At 71.7% G+C, this 13,591-nt stretch carries 12 protein-coding genes; 5 read left to right on the forward strand and 7 right to left on the reverse strand.

The window, feature by feature from the left end; all coding sequences use genetic code 11:
- Nucleotides 1-55: 55 nt before the first annotated feature.
- Nucleotides 56-1,273 (forward strand): MFS transporter, encoded by a 1,218-nt coding sequence (locus AB0J39_RS05765; RefSeq protein ID WP_363462238.1) that lies wholly within the window; start codon nt 56-58, stop codon nt 1,271-1,273.
- Nucleotides 1,274-1,396: 123 nt separating this feature from the next.
- Here AB0J39_RS05765 and AB0J39_RS05770 read toward each other — a convergent pair whose 3' ends face one another.
- Both AB0J39_RS05770 and AB0J39_RS05775 read right to left on the reverse strand, forming a co-directional pair.
- Nucleotides 1,397-2,536: a cystathionine gamma-synthase gene (locus AB0J39_RS05770; protein ID WP_363462240.1), complete on the reverse strand. Its 1,140-nt coding sequence runs from the start codon at nt 2,534-2,536 to the stop codon at nt 1,397-1,399.
- Nucleotides 2,537-2,665: 129 nt separating this feature from the next.
- Nucleotides 2,666-4,036: a cystathionine beta-synthase gene (locus tag AB0J39_RS05775; RefSeq protein WP_363462242.1), complete on the reverse strand. Its 1,371-nt coding sequence runs from the start codon at nt 4,034-4,036 to the stop codon at nt 2,666-2,668.
- Between the two features lie 120 nt (nt 4,037-4,156).
- Between AB0J39_RS05775 and AB0J39_RS05780 the strand changes: the two genes are divergently transcribed.
- The 3 genes from AB0J39_RS05780 (at nt 4,157) to AB0J39_RS05790 (ending at nt 8,060) form a co-directional block, all read left to right on the forward strand.
- Nucleotides 4,157-5,131: an SGNH/GDSL hydrolase family protein gene (locus AB0J39_RS05780; protein WP_363462244.1), complete on the forward strand. Its 975-nt coding sequence runs from the start codon at nt 4,157-4,159 to the stop codon at nt 5,129-5,131.
- A 71-nt stretch (nt 5,132-5,202) separates the two neighbouring features.
- Nucleotides 5,203-6,543, forward strand: a complete 1,341-nt coding sequence (locus tag AB0J39_RS05785) for a PQQ-binding-like beta-propeller repeat protein (protein ID WP_363462246.1) — start codon at nt 5,203-5,205, stop codon at nt 6,541-6,543.
- A 299-nt stretch (nt 6,544-6,842) separates the two neighbouring features.
- Nucleotides 6,843-8,060, forward strand: coding sequence for an acetyl-CoA C-acetyltransferase (locus tag AB0J39_RS05790; RefSeq protein WP_363462248.1), 1,218 nt, complete (start codon nt 6,843-6,845; stop codon nt 8,058-8,060).
- 48 nt (nt 8,061-8,108) lie between these two features.
- Here AB0J39_RS05790 and AB0J39_RS05795 read toward each other — a convergent pair whose 3' ends face one another.
- From AB0J39_RS05795 to AB0J39_RS05805, 3 genes are all read right to left on the reverse strand, one after another.
- Nucleotides 8,109-8,519, reverse strand: coding sequence for a PPOX class F420-dependent oxidoreductase (locus AB0J39_RS05795; RefSeq protein WP_169983439.1), 411 nt, complete (start codon nt 8,517-8,519; stop codon nt 8,109-8,111).
- Nucleotides 8,520-8,677: 158 nt separating this feature from the next.
- Complete coding sequence (locus AB0J39_RS05800) at nt 8,678-8,896, reverse strand: DUF4287 domain-containing protein (RefSeq protein ID WP_169983440.1); 219 nt, start codon at nt 8,894-8,896, stop codon at nt 8,678-8,680.
- A gap of 186 nt (nt 8,897-9,082) precedes the next feature.
- Nucleotides 9,083-9,868 carry a Bax inhibitor-1/YccA family protein gene (locus AB0J39_RS05805; RefSeq protein WP_363462251.1) on the reverse strand — a complete coding sequence of 262 codons (786 nt, stop codon included), beginning with the start codon at nt 9,866-9,868 and terminating at the stop codon, nt 9,083-9,085.
- Nucleotides 9,869-10,274: 406 nt separating this feature from the next.
- Between AB0J39_RS05805 and AB0J39_RS05810 the strand changes: the two genes are divergently transcribed.
- Nucleotides 10,275-11,780 (forward strand): HAMP domain-containing sensor histidine kinase, encoded by a 1,506-nt coding sequence (locus AB0J39_RS05810; protein ID WP_363462253.1) that lies wholly within the window; start codon nt 10,275-10,277, stop codon nt 11,778-11,780.
- A gap of 6 nt (nt 11,781-11,786) precedes the next feature.
- On the opposite strand, the gene AB0J39_RS05815 is transcribed toward AB0J39_RS05810, so the two are convergent.
- The gene (locus AB0J39_RS05815; protein ID WP_363462255.1) at nt 11,787-12,758 is read right to left on the reverse strand and encodes an asparaginase; all 972 of its coding nucleotides are present in this window, start codon (nt 12,756-12,758) and stop codon (nt 11,787-11,789) included.
- Nucleotides 12,755-13,585: a Clp protease N-terminal domain-containing protein gene (locus tag AB0J39_RS05820; protein WP_363462257.1), complete on the reverse strand. Its 831-nt coding sequence runs from the start codon at nt 13,583-13,585 to the stop codon at nt 12,755-12,757. The genes AB0J39_RS05815 and AB0J39_RS05820 overlap by 4 nt, the downstream gene beginning before the upstream one ends.
- Nucleotides 13,586-13,591 lie beyond the last annotated feature (6 nt).

The following is a 13,591-nucleotide window of genomic DNA, read 5'->3' on the forward strand; positions in this document are numbered from 1 at the left end:
TTCCCCGAATGTCCGGTAGAACGTCTTTGGCCGGAAACGGGGGAAAGAGGAGCGGGTGCACCTTACGACGCAACGCCGTGCGGCGTGGGCGCTGGTCGCCCTCGCCGTCGGCGCCTTCACCTACGTCACCGCCGAGGTCCTGCCCATCGGGCTGCTCACGGTGATGGCGGCCGACCTGGACCGGTCGCCGTCCGAGACCGGCCTGCTCGTCACCGGATACGCCGCCGTCGTGGTGCTGGCCTCGCTGCCGCTCACCCGGCTGACCCAGCGGGTGCCGCGGCGCAGGCTGCTCACCGCCACGCTGGCCGTGTTCGTCGCGGGAATGCTGCTGACCGCCGTGGCGCCGAACTATCCGACGCTCCTGGCCGCACGGCTGCTGGTCGCGGCCACCCAGGCGCTGTTCTGGTCGGTCGCGACCCCGGCCGCGGCGGCGATGTTCCCCCCGGAGATCCGGGGACGCGCGATCGCCCGGATGTCGATCGGCAGCTCCCTCGGGCCCGTCCTCGGCGTCCCGGCCGGCACCTGGCTGGGCCAGCAGGTCGGCTGGCGGGCCGCCTTCGCCCTGGCCGCCGCCGTCGGCCTGGTCACGTGCATCACAGTGGCGGCGCTGATGCCCGGCCGCCGGCAGGCGGGCGGCGGCTCCGACGGCCACGAGCCGGGCCGCGGCGCGACCCCGGACGCCCGCCGCTACGCGCTTCTGATCGTCGCCACCGTGATCGGGGTGGGCGGCTACCTGACCGCGTACACCTACATCACGCCGTTCCTGCTGGAGTTCGGCGGGTTCGCCCCGGCCGCGCTCAGCCCGCTGCTCCTCGCGTCCGGGATCGCCGGGGTCACGGGGACGATCGTGGTCGGCCGGCTGCTCGACAGCCGGCCGAGGACCGCCCTCGTCGGGCCGCTGGCCCTCATCACGTGCGCGCTGCTGGGTCTGTACGCCTTCGGCGCCGTGCACGCGGTGGCGGTGGTGGCCCTCTGCCTGACGGGCATGTCGTTCAGCGCACTGGCCGCGGCCATCGCGAGCCGCGCGCTACAGGTGGCCCCGGGCAGCACCGACATCGCCTCGGCCGGCAGCGGCTCGGCCTTCAACATCGGCATCGCGGGCGGTTCACTGCTCGGCGGCGCGCTCATCGACCACTCCGGCGTCCGCAGCGTGACCGTGGCCGGCGCCCTGCTGACGGCCACGGCGCTCGCCGCCCTGCTGTGCGAACGGTGGGTTGCTCCCGCCCGCCGCTCCGCGCCGGAGCCCGCGGCCCCGGCGCGAAGCGCCCCTTAGACAGAGCGCGAAGCGCCCCTTGAACAGAGGGCGAAGCGCCCCTTAGACAGAGCGCGGAGCGCCCCTTAGACAGGGCCCGGAGCGCGCGTCGGACAGAGCGCGGAGCGGGCGCGGAGACCTCACTCAGCCGAGGGCCTCGGAGAGGTCGGCCAGGAGGTCGTCGACGGTCTCGATGCCGACCGACAGACGGACCAGGTCGGCGGGGACCTCCAGCGGCGACCCGGCTGCCGACGCGTGAGTCATCCGGCCGGGGTGCTCGATCAGCGACTCGACGCCGCCGAGGGACTCCCCGAGCGTGAACAGCTTGGCGCGGTTGCAGATCTCGACGGCGGCCTCCTCGCCGCCCTCGACGCGGAACGACACCATCCCGCCGAAACGCCGCATCTGCTTGGCCGCGACCTCGTGGCCGGGGTGCTCGGGCAGGCCCGGATAGAGCACCCGGACGACCTTCGGGTGCGACAGCAGCAGGTCGACCACGCGCTCGGCGTTGTCGCAGTGCCGGTCCATCCGCACGCCCAGCGTCTTGAGGCCGCGCAGCGTGAGCCAGGCGTCGAACGGCCCGGCCACCGCGCCCATCGCGTTCTGGTGGTAGGCCAGCCGCTCGCCGAGATCGGCGGACCGGGTCACCAGCGCGCCGCCGACCACATCGGAGTGGCCACCGACGTACTTGGTCGTCGAGTGGACGACGACGTCCGCGCCCAGGCTGAGCGGCTGCTGCAGGTAGGGCGAGGCGAAGGTGTTGTCCACCACGAGCACCGCGCTCCCGTCGTGCGCGACGTTCGCCAGCGCGGCGATGTCCGCGACGTTCAGCAAGGGGTTCGTGGGCGTCTCCACCCAGATCGCCTTCGTCTCCGGCCGTACGGCGGCGCGCACCGCGTCCAAATCGCCGAGCGGCACCGGGTCGAAGGTGACCCCCCATTCCTGGAGCACCCGGGAGAACAGCCGGTAGGTGCCGCCGTACGCGTCGTCGGGGATCACCACGTGGTCACCGGGCTTGCAGACCGTGCGCAGCAGCGTGTCCTCGGCGGCGAGGCCTGACGCGAAGGCCAGCCCGCGCACACCGCCCTCGACGGCGGCCAGCGCCTCCTCAAGGGCGGTCCTGGTCGGGTTGGCCGACCGGCTGTACTCGTATCCCGCCCGCAGGCCGCCCACGCCGTCCTGCTTGTAGGTGGACACGGCGTATATGGGAGGAACGACGGCGCCCGTGTGCGGGTCCGCCTCCTGGCCCGCGTGGATGGCCAGCGTCTCGAAACCATGGTTCATGGCGTCGAGCGTAGCCGCCCGGCCGGCCTGGTCCCGGTGGCGGCGCGTCAGCCGCCGGCCAGTGGCGGCCCAGTGATCGGCCCAGTGATCGGCTCGGTGATCGGCCCAGTGATCGGCTCGGTGATCGGCTCAGTGGTTGGCGAGGAAGGCCAGCAGGTCCTGGCGGGTGACCATGCCCACCGGCTTGCCGTCGTCCAGCACCACGGCGGCGTCGGCCTTCTCCAGCGCCTCGACCGCCCGGGCCACCGGCTCACCGGACCCGATCATGGGCAGCGGCGCGGACATGTGGGCGCCGATCTCGTCCTCGGACCGCACCCGGCCGCGGTAGAGGCCCTCCAGCAGGTCGCGCTCCACGATCGAGCCGATGACCTCGGCCGCCATGACCGGCGGCTCTTCCTTCATGACCGGCAGCTGGGAGACGTTGTACTCCCGCATGATCGAGATGGCGGTGCCGACCGACTCGTGCGGGTGGACGTGGACGAACTCGGGCAGCCCCGGCGTCTTGCGTCCCAGCACGTCGCCGACCAGGCCTTCCTCGCTCGACGTGGTGAGGAAGCCGTAGTCGGCCATCCACTCGTCGTTGAAGATCTTCGACAGGTAGCCGCGGCCGCCGTCGGGCAGCAGCACGACCACGACGTCGTCGGGCCCGGCCGCCTGGGCCACCCGTACGGCCGCCACCACGGCCATGCCGCACGAGCCGCCGACGAGCAGCGCCTCCTCGCGGGCGAGCCTGCGCGTCATGCCGAACGAGTCCTTGTCGGAGACCGCGATGATCTCGTCGCAGATTCCGGTGTCGTACGTGGCGGGCCAGATGTCCTCGCCCACGCCCTCGACGAGGTACGGACGGCCGGTGCCGCCGGAGTAGACCGAGCCGACCGGGTCGGCGCCGATGACCTTCACCCGGCCGCCGGAGACCTCCTTGAGGTACTTCCCGGTCCCGCTGATCGTGCCGCCGGTCCCGATTCCGGCGACGAAGTGGGTGATCCTGCCCTCGGTCTGCTCCCAGATCTCCGGGCCGGTCGAGTGGTAGTGGCTCGCCGGGTTCTCGGGGTTGGAGTACTGGTCGGGCTTCCAGGCGTTCGGGATCTCACGGGCCAGCCGGTCCGACACCGAGTAGTACGAGTCGGGGTGGTCGGGCGAGACGGCGGTCGGGCAGACCACGACCTCCGCGCCGTACGCGCGGAGCACGTTGATCTTGTCCTGGGCGACCTTGTCGGGGCAGACGAACAGGCAGCGGTAGCCCTTCTCCTGCGCCACGATGGCCAGGCCCACGCCGGTGTTGCCGGAGGTCGGCTCGACGATCGTGCCGCCGGGCTTGAGCTCGCCGCTCCGTTCGGCCGCCTCGATCATCCGCACCGCGATGCGGTCCTTCACCGAACCGCCGGGGTTGAAGTACTCCACCTTCGCGAAGACCTGGGCGGGCGCGCCCGCCGTGACCTTGCGCAGCCGGACGAGCGGGGTGTTGCCCATCAGCTCCACCAGCGAGTCGTGTACGCGCACCGCGATGACCACCTTGTTTGCCGAAGCTTGTCAGCCTGCCGTCAGCCGGGGTTCCGGTAGGGGTGGCCGGAACTCGGCTAATTTCTCCCTCAAACCGTACCGTGAGCATGGGGAGGACGGGTGGTCCGGACGTCCGGCGCGGTGCGTGCCGCCCGCCGCATCGCCACCGCCGCCGCCGTGGGCGGAGGCGGGCTCACGGCCCTGGGAGCCGTGACGTACGGCCTGCTGATGGCCGAGGCCGTCCTGGCCCGGCGGATCGTGGGACAGCCGCACGGTCTCGACGGCCCTCGGGCCGACGGCGTATACGGCGCCTTCCCCGGCGAGCCCATCCGGATGGCCGTGCTCGGCGACTCCACCTCGGTCGGCCTCGGCATGACCCGCCCCGAGGACACCCCGGCCGTCCGGATCGCGTACGGCCTCGCGGCCGTGGCCGAGCGCCCGGTCAGCCTCACCGTGGCCGGCCAGTCCGGCGCGGCGTCGGTGGACCTCGGCGTCCAGGTGGACCGCGTGCTGGAGGATCGGCCGGAGATCGCGGTCGTCTTCGTGGGGGCCAACGACGTGACCACCGCCACCCTGCCGGCCCGGGCCGTACGGCACCTGCAGAAGGCGGTGCGCCGGCTGCGCGAGGCCGGCGCGGAGGTGGTCGTGGGGACCTGTCCCGACCTGGGCACCGTCCGCCCGATCGCCCAGCCGCTCCGGTGGGTCACCCGGCGCTGGTCGCGGCAGCTCGCCGCGGCCCAGACGGTCGCCGTCATCGAGGCGGGCGGGCGGACCGTGGCGTTCGCCGACCTGCTCGGGCCGGAATTCGACGCGAACCCGGCCGAGATGTTCGGACCTGATCGTTTTCATCCATCTGCCCGAGGTTACCTACAAGCCGCGTACGCAGTGCTACCGTCTGTATGCGCCGCGTTGGGGTTGTGGCCCGAGCCGGAACCCGTGCGCGTCGAAGGATCGCAATACCTCTTGGCCGCAATGGCCGTGGAGGAACCCGGCACCGAGGTCACCGCGACCCGTGTCGCCGGCCGGGCTGTCGGCCCCCACGGACGGTGGGCGGCGCTGCTCCGCCGGAGACCCGGGCCGCTTCCGAACGCCTAGAGCCGGTCACCTTCCGCGGCCGGGCCATCACCCCCTGTAGGAGCGAAATGATCCGGCCCCAGGTGAACCACGTGAAACCCGCTCTGGCCCTCGCCGCGACCGCCCTGCTGACCGGCGGCGCCCTCACCGGCTGCTCCGGCGGCGACGAGGCCGCCAAGGACTACCCGGCCTGGCACAACACGCAGGTGAACGCGGTCAGCCGGGCCACCACGGGCGGCGGCGTCGCGGCGACCACCTCGATGCGGTCCGACGGCTCCCTGGAGACCGTCGCGCTCGACCTCGCCACCGGCCGCCGTCTGTGGGCGCACCCCGCGACGATGGTGGGCCGCCTTCCCGGAATGGGGGTGCAGGCTCCCGCGACCGTGGAGACCGGCGGCGGGCAGGCCGCAGTGGTCGCGCTCGACCCCGCCGCCGACCGCAAGGGCGCCACGCTGGTGGCCAGGGACGCCCGCACCGGGCAGCAGAAGTGGGTCCGGCCCGTGCGGTCCACCTTCGGGCCGCAGCGCTGCGGGCCGTACGTCTGCGTCTCGGAGGACACCGCGCTCTCGTCCGCCCGCGTCGTGGTCCTCGACCCCCGTGACGGGGCCGTGAAGTGGCGCCTGCCCGGCATCGCCGAGGTCGAGTGGTCCGACCCGACCAAGGTCGTCCTGCTGAGACTCGCGTCCCACCCGGTGCTGGAGGCCCGCACGATCAAGGACGGCAAGACCGTCTGGCAGCTGCCGATCGAGCAGGCCCTCGGCCCGGGCGTCGACCTGAGCGGAGGCTGGGCCTTCGGCGCGACGGACGACAAGATCATCGGATACGTCGCGCCGTACACCAACCCCCAGACCAAGGAGACCTCGACGTTCGGCCTGTTCTCCGCGCGTCTCACCGACGGCGCCGTCGACTGGATGCGGCCGTCCGTCGTCCGCGTCTACCCCAGCGGCAACCCGGCGTACGCGCCGGTCGTCCGGCCGGTCGACGAGCAGGGCCAGTACGGCGGCTTCGCCCGGCTCGACGCCGAGACCGGACGGGTCCTGGGACAAATCACGCCCACGCAGGTCCCCGGCACCGGCTGGTGGCTGGCCTTCCCGCCCGAGATGAACAAGCTCGGCTTCCTCAAGCGCGACGCGCCCGGCTCGGTCTTCGACCTCAGCACCGGCGAGCCGACCCCGGTGAGCGGCGCGACCGGGTGGTCGTTCTGCGTGACCGACCCGAAGCCGCTGCCGCTGCGCGGCATGACCCCGGGGTTCTACTCGATCGCGGCGCTGTGCGAGTTCGACCTGGCCACGGGCAAGCGCAAGGACTCCTCCTCCGCGCCGCCCTCCTGGTTCACCGGCGGCCAGAACGGCTGGCGCCTGTGGCGCGACGAGAAGGGCGCCCTCCACGCCGTCAACGACGGCACCGCCACCACCCCCGGCATGTACGGCTGAGCGGGAAACACGAGCCCCCCAGCGCCCCGACGAGCGAGCGGGAAACACCGAGCGAGCCGGAGGGGCGCGCCGGCGGTCTGGACTGAGGAACGCGCGCAGCGAGGAACGAGCGAGCACGTGACGAGGGAAGACGCCGGGAGTGAGCGCCCCGACGAGCGAGCGGGAAACACTGTGCATTAGTACAAAGTTCTGGTGAGTGGGGCCCAGAGCGTGGCGGGCGGCGTACCGAGGGGTAACCTCCGGGGAGGAGGCCCCCCGAACCCTGGGTGGAGGGGCCCGAGATCAGGCAGGAGAGTCACATGCCCGAGGCAGTCATCGTGGCGACCGCGCGGTCACCGATCGGCCGCGCCTTCAAGGGGTCACTCAAGGACATCCGCCCGGATGACCTGACCGCGCAGATGATCCGCGCCGCGCTGGCGAAGGTGCCGCAGCTCGACCCGAACGACGTTGACGACCTGATGCTGGGCTGTGGGCTCCCCGGCGGCGAGCAGGGCCACAACCTGGGGCGTGTGGTGTCCGTGCTGCTCGGGCTCGACAACGTGCCGGGCACCACCGTGACCCGTTACTGTTCCTCCTCCCTGCAGACGACCCGGATGGCGTTCCACGCCATCAAGGCGGGCGAGGGCGACGTCTTCATCTCGGCCGGCGTGGAGACCGTCTCCCGCTTCGTGCACGGCAGCTCCGACATGCCGCAGGCGCAGAACCCGCTGTTCGACGAGGCGAAGGCGCGGACGGAGGAGACCGCGAAGGGCGGGGCCCCCGTGTGGCACGACCCGCGCGAGGACGGCGTGCTGCCGGACGTCTACATCGCCATGGGCCAGACGGCCGAGAACGTCGCGGCGCTGAGGGGCGTCTCGCGGCGCGAGCAGGACGAGTTCGGCGTGCGCTCGCAGAACCTCGCGGAGAAGGCCATCGCGAACGGTTTCTGGGAGAGCGACATCACCCCGGTGACGCTCCCCGACGGCAGCGTGGTGAGCAAGGACGACGGCCCCAGGGCCGGCACGACGTACGAGGCGGTCTCGCAGCTCAAGCCGGTCTTCCGGCCGGACGGCACGGTGACGGCGGGCAACTGCTGCCCGCTGAACGACGGCGCCGCCGCGGTGATCGTCATGAGCGACACCAAGGCCGCCGAGCTGGGCATCACGCCGCTCGCCCGGATCGTGTCGACCGGTGTCACCGGCCTGTCCCCCGAGATCATGGGGCTGGGCCCGATCGAGGCGTCACGGCAGGCCCTCGCCCGCGGGGGCATGTCGATCGGCGACGTGGACCTGGTCGAGATCAACGAGGCGTTCGCCGCCCAGGTGATCCCCTCCTACCAGGAGCTGGGCATCGACATCGAGCGGCTCAACGTCAACGGAGGGGCGATCGCGGTGGGCCACCCGTTCGGCATGACCGGCGCCCGCATCACCTCCACGCTGGTCAACAGCCTCCGGTTCCACGACAAGTCGATCGGGCTTGAGACCATGTGCGTCGGCGGCGGCCAGGGCATGGCGATGGTGCTGGAGCGGCTGTCCTGAGCGACGGCGTCGACGCCGGTCCCGGCCCGCGCCGGGACCGGCGTCACGTCAGCCGTGGTAGTCGGGGCCGGCGCGGGTGGGCTCGACCTGGATGATCACCCGCTTGTCCCGGATCATCACGGCGCGGTAGTCGTCCCAGTCCGGGTGTTCGCCGCTGATGTCGCGGTAGTACTGCACCAAATGCTCCATCGCGTCCGGCAGCGAGATGATCCGAGCGGTGCCCTCGATCTGCATCCACTCGCCGTAGAAGGCGTCGGTCATCACGGTGAGCACGACCTGGGGGTTCTCCCGCAGGTTGCGGGTCTTGACGGCCGTCTCGCGACTGCTGATCACGATGTGGCCGTCCTTGTCGCAGCCAACGGTCACCGGGGAAGTCTGCGGTCGCCCGTCCGGATACCGGGTCAGCATGACTGCTCGGTGGTTCTTCCTGACGAACTCACGCGCCTTGTCGAGATCCATAGAACAATGATGCGCCCGCACCGGACCGGTGCGGGCGCTCAGTGTTTCTTGAGGTCGCGTGCTGCTCGAGGTTGAGAGCCGGGCTCTGTTGCCCGGCGGGTCGCTGCTGGTGCTGTGTGCGCGGGACGGCACTGCCCCCTCCCGCGCTCCGGTGTTCGCTAGAAGCGGCGACGCCGCTCGTGCTCGAGGACGATCGCGGCGGCGTAGCCGTGGCTCAGCCCGTGCTCGTCGGCGAGCCAGTTGGCCCGCTCGTCACAGCGCAGGAACGACGGGCCGTTGTCGATGGCTTCGAACCACTCTGGGAGTTCTCGCCCGGTTATGGACGGGACACGGGCGATCAGCTTGTTCTGGGTCTCCGGTGAGTGGTTCAACGACATGGGCACCTCCACGGAAAAGGCGGCTTTGTGTCACAGTGCATCACCGGTCCGCGATTGACAAGCCCTCAGCGGCATAGATTTGTTACAAGATGTTGATCGAAAGTTACGGTGCGGATCACCGGATCCTGCTATAGCACGACAAAGGCGCCGCTCCCGAAGGAACGGCGCCCCGTTTCGCCCGTACGGCTAGTCGTTGCTTGTGAAGTAGCTGATGAAGCGGAGGATCTCCAGGTAGAGCCAGACGAGGCTCAGGGTCAGGCCGAACGCCATCAGCCACGAGTAACGCTCCGGCACGCCGGCCCGCACCCCCTGCTCGATCTCACTGAAGTCGAGCAGCAGGAAGAAGCAGCCCAGCAGGATCATCGCGACGCTGAAGATCCAGCCGATGGGGCTGTCGGTGCGCAGGCCGAACCCTCCCGAGAGGAAGAGGCTCCCGATCCAGTTGAGCAGCATGAGGCCGACCGCGGCGAACCCGGCGGCGATCACGAACTTGGCGAACTTCGGCGTCGGCCGGAAGATCTTCAGCGTGTACACCGCGAGCGTGCCGCCGAAGGCGACCATCGTGCCGAGCACGGCCTGCAGGACGATGCCGTCGGTGGCCTCGTTGTACATGTGGCTCAGCACGCCGATGGCGATGCCGTAGCACACCGAGTAGCCGAGGATCAGCGCCGGGTTCGTGCTCTGCTTGAACGACACGATGAGCCCGAGGATCAGGCCCACGATCATCGCCGGCGCCGCGAGCCCCCAGCCGAGGTTGAGGTACCAGGCCAGGGCCGCCGACACGATGAGCGTGCCAAGGGTCATGAAGCCGCGCACCACGACGTCGTCGATCGTCATGGTCCGCGCTCCCGGGGGAGCGTACGAGGGCGTGGCGTACATCTGATTCAGCTGCTGCACGCTGGGCGTCGGACCGGCCCACGCCTGCTGACCAGCCGCCCCGCGCCGACTGAATATGGGGTTCTTACTCTCCATTCGCTTCCTCCAGGACGCGACTCACTGATCAGCCGCTGCGCGGCCTAGTGGGGATGGTGCCCGAGGAGCGGTGCCCCTACAAGTGGGAGCGCCACTCCACCACAGTGGGAACGATCAGGGTTTCGCGCGAGTTCCCGCCGACGCCCACGGAAATTGGCCCGTCCCCGCCAAGCAGAGTACAAACTTGAACACTTCCTTTACTTGATGGCTTCAAGTCTAGTGTTACCGTGGTGCGGAGCCGAGAAGTAGCGGCCTGACCAGGCAGAACCCTAGTGACCACTCCGCCTGCCGTTGCGAGCCTCTCATTCCGAAACAGACAGGCACAGCACGCCGTCGGGACGGCCACGTCGATCACACGGAGGCGACCGCCCGCCGCGAGTGCGCAGTCATCGCAAGGAGGACGGCGATGAACGCCAGCGGCCCACCGTTACTGCGGAGGTTCCGGCCTCATTCCATCCGAGGGCGGATCACCGTCCTCGTCACGGCTCTCGCCACCCTGCTGCTGATCCCCACCGGGTTCCTGGGCAGCGTGCTGGCCCGGCAGGCGTTCGCCACCGCGGTCTGGCTCGACGCGCGGCAGGAGGCCGCGCTCACGGCCGCCGCGTGGCGTAGCGGTCATCTGCGGGACATCATCACCCCGCAGGTGGCCGGGATCAGTCTGGTCCAGGTGGTGGCTCCGAACCGGCGGGTGCTCGCCGCGTCGCCCGCCGCCCGGGGGATAGCCCCGATCAGCTCCTTCTGGCCGTCGCAGCAGGATCCGATGCAGGACCTGCAGGCCTGCGTGCACGACGGGATCGGCTGCCTGCGCCTGTCGGCGCTCCGGGTGGCGCCCGGGCCCGACTCCCCCGTCGTCTACGCGGGACGCCCGATCGACGGCTTCACCCCCGTCGCGATGTTCGACCTGCTCTTCACCGTGGAGGTGGCCGTGCTCGTCCTGCTCACCGCATGGGCCACCTGGGTGGTCGCCGGACGCACCCTGCGGCCCGTGGAGGCCATCCGCAGCGACCTGGCCGCCGTCAACGTGCACGACCTGGACACCCGGGTGCCCGTACCGACCGGGGACGACGAGATCGCGCGGCTCGCCCGCACCGTGAACAGCACGCTCGCCCGCATCGAACAGGCGAAGCTGACCACGGAGCGGGCGTTGCGGCGGCAGCGCGAGTTCGCCGCGGACGCCTCGCACGAACTGCGCACTCCGCTCGCCGGCCTGCGCACCCAACTCGAGGAGGCGCAGCTGCATCCCGACGAGACCGATCTGCGGTCGCTGCTCCGGGACGCGCTTTCCGACGTGGAGCGGCTGGAAGGGATCATCGACGACCTGCTCCTGCTGGCGAAGGTGGGGGCGACCGCCCCGGACCGCAAACCCGTGGACGTCTCGGCGCTTGTCAGGGACGAGGTCGCCCGCCGGACGGACCGCATCCCCGTGCGCCTCCAGCTGGCGGACGGGGTCAGGATGCACGCCGCGCCGCGTCACCTCGCCCGCCTGCTGACCAACCTGCTCGACAACGCGCAGCGGCACGCCCGGAGCGTGGTCGAGGTCGGGCTCCGGCGTGACGAGGGCTACGTCGAGTTGTGGGTCGGCGACGACGGCCCGGGCGTCCCGGCGCGCGAACGGGAGAGGATCTTCGAGCGGTTCGCCAGGTCGGACACGGCGCGCAGCCGGGGTCATGGGGGCACCGGACTCGGCCTGGCCATCGCCCGCGACATCGCCCGCGCCCACTGCGGCACGCTCGTGGCCGCCGAGTCGCCGTACGGCGGCGCCATGTTCGTGCTGTGCCTGCCGGTCTCCGGCTGCCCGCCGAACACCGACACCACGGCCGCGCACGCCGGGAGCCGCCGCGCCCCCAGCCCGTACGCGGAGACCGCGCAGCTGGAGCTGGCGCCGGGACCGGCGAACGAAGGGCACGCCTGACAGCGGTCAGAGGCGGGCGAACCAGTCCCGAACGGCCTGCCGCCCGCCTCCGCCGAGCGCCACCATCAGGGCGGACCGGGCCTTCACTGCGGCCAGCCCGCGTGCCCCGATGGCGCCGACCTTCGCGGCCAGCCCCAGCCCCAGCGGCAGGTCCTCCAGCGCGACCGGCCGGGTCCGGCACCGCGAGGCGACCACCACGGGGATGTCCCACTCCGCCAGTTCGCCGATGGTCGCGAACAGGGTGACCGGGACGTTCCCGGCGCCGGTGCCCTCCAGGACGACACCCCTGGCGCCGGCGTCCACGACGGACGTGAGGAGCACGGGGTCCATCTCCGGGTACGTCTTGATCAGTGCGACGTGCGTCTCGGGCTCCCCCGGTGCGGCCGGGGGCCGTGGCGGCGGCGTGGCCGTCAGCTCGGCCCGCCCGTCCACCACCCGCCCGAGGATCGGCGCGGGCGCGGAGGACATGGTCGCCACGCCCGTCGCGTCGGTCATCGTGACCCAGCGGGCCGCGTGCAGTTCGTCGTTGACGCAGACCACCGCGCCGGTGCCGCGGAGAGCGGGATCGGCGGCGGCGACCAGTGACGACGCCAGGTTGCGCGGGCCGTCGCTCGACAGCTCGTCGAGCCCGCGGACGGCCCCGGTCAGCACGATGCCGCCGCGCAGTGCGGCGGGCCCGGCGAGCAGGTCCGCGAGAAAGGCCGTCTCCTCGATCGTGTCCAGGCCGTGAGTGACGACCACGCCGTCGAACCCCTCGTCGAGCAGGGCCGCGCGGGCCCGGCGGGCCAGCCGCAGCATCGTGGCGGGCGAGGTGTCCCAGCTCGGCTCGGCCTGGACGTCCTCCGTCACCACCTCCACGCCGAGGTCGCCCGGTACGGCCGCGAGCAGGTCCGCGGCCGTCGCGAGCCCGGGACGGCTCGTCCGGCGGGCGTACGCCATGACGTCGCCCGTGGCGACCAGCAGCACGCGTCCGCTCACGAGGCGCCGTCCTCGGTGGGCGCGGCGACCCCCGCGTGCCGCTCGAGCCGCTCGACGCGCCGCAGCAGCGGAGCGATCTCCTGCCGGACGACCGCCGCCACGATCTGCGCGGCGTTCTGCGGCACGTTCTGGGTGGCGCTCTGCGAGATGTTCTGAGAGGTGTCCTGGCCCTGGGCCCGTAGGTGGACGTAGCCGGCGAGCGCGGCGCTGACCGCGCGCCGCGTGAGGCGGGGCTCGGCGCCCCTGGCCCGCAGCACCTGCCCGGCGACCCCGTCGGGCTCCGCTACCAGGCCGAGCAGCAGGTGCTCGCACCCGATGTAGTTGTGCCCCAGCGCGTGGGCCTCGGTGACCGTCAGTTCGAGGGCGTTGGCCGCCGCCATGTCGAAGCGGCGCGGACCGTCCTCCCGTGCTCCCCCGTCCCCGGCCGCCTGCTCGGGGCCCGCCGCGCCGGCGGGGGCGGGCGACCGGCCGCTCGCGAGGTCGCGTTCGAGCAGGGCGGGCTCGATCTCGATGGCGCGCAGGACGTGGAGGGCGAGGTTCTGCCCCTCGGCCAGCATCGCGGCGAGCAGATGCTCGGTGCCGATTCCGGAGGCGCCCTCGGCCCTGGCCCGCTCCAGCGCGAGCCGGAGGACCGCGCGGGTCCTGGACGTGAAGTGCGACAGGCGGGGGTCGTCGATCTCGAATTCGCCGAGGACGCTCTCCCGGATGGCGGCCACCCGGCGGACCGCCTGTTCCAGTGCGCGCTGGCAGATCGCGGACACCGGCAGCGCCGCCTCCTTGACCGCCTCCGCGAGATCGTCCGGCAGGTAGACGTTGATCTTAGGCATGCCCTA

The sequence above is a fragment of the Microbispora sp. NPDC049633 genome (assembly GCF_040675265.1).
GTDB classification, from domain to species: domain Bacteria; phylum Actinomycetota; class Actinomycetes; order Streptosporangiales; family Streptosporangiaceae; genus Microbispora; species Microbispora maris.

What these genes read in the sequence shown, in the direction of transcription:
- AB0J39_RS05810 (WP_363462253.1), top strand. Translation starts at nt 10,275, where the DNA reads ATGAACGCCAGCGGCCCACCGTTACTGCGGAGGTTCCGGCCTCATTCC.
- AB0J39_RS05805 (WP_363462251.1), bottom strand. Translation starts at nt 9,868, where the DNA reads ATGGAGAGTAAGAACCCCATATTCAGTCGGCGCGGGGCGGCTGGTCAG.
- AB0J39_RS05790 (WP_363462248.1), top strand. Translation starts at nt 6,843, where the DNA reads ATGCCCGAGGCAGTCATCGTGGCGACCGCGCGGTCACCGATCGGCCGC.
- AB0J39_RS05820 (WP_363462257.1), bottom strand. Translation starts at nt 13,585, where the DNA reads ATGCCTAAGATCAACGTCTACCTGCCGGACGATCTCGCGGAGGCGGTC.
- AB0J39_RS05800 (WP_169983440.1), bottom strand. Translation starts at nt 8,896, where the DNA reads ATGTCGTTGAACCACTCACCGGAGACCCAGAACAAGCTGATCGCCCGT.
- AB0J39_RS05770 (WP_363462240.1), bottom strand. Translation starts at nt 2,536, where the DNA reads ATGAACCATGGTTTCGAGACGCTGGCCATCCACGCGGGCCAGGAGGCG.
- AB0J39_RS05795 (WP_169983439.1), bottom strand. Translation starts at nt 8,519, where the DNA reads ATGGATCTCGACAAGGCGCGTGAGTTCGTCAGGAAGAACCACCGAGCA.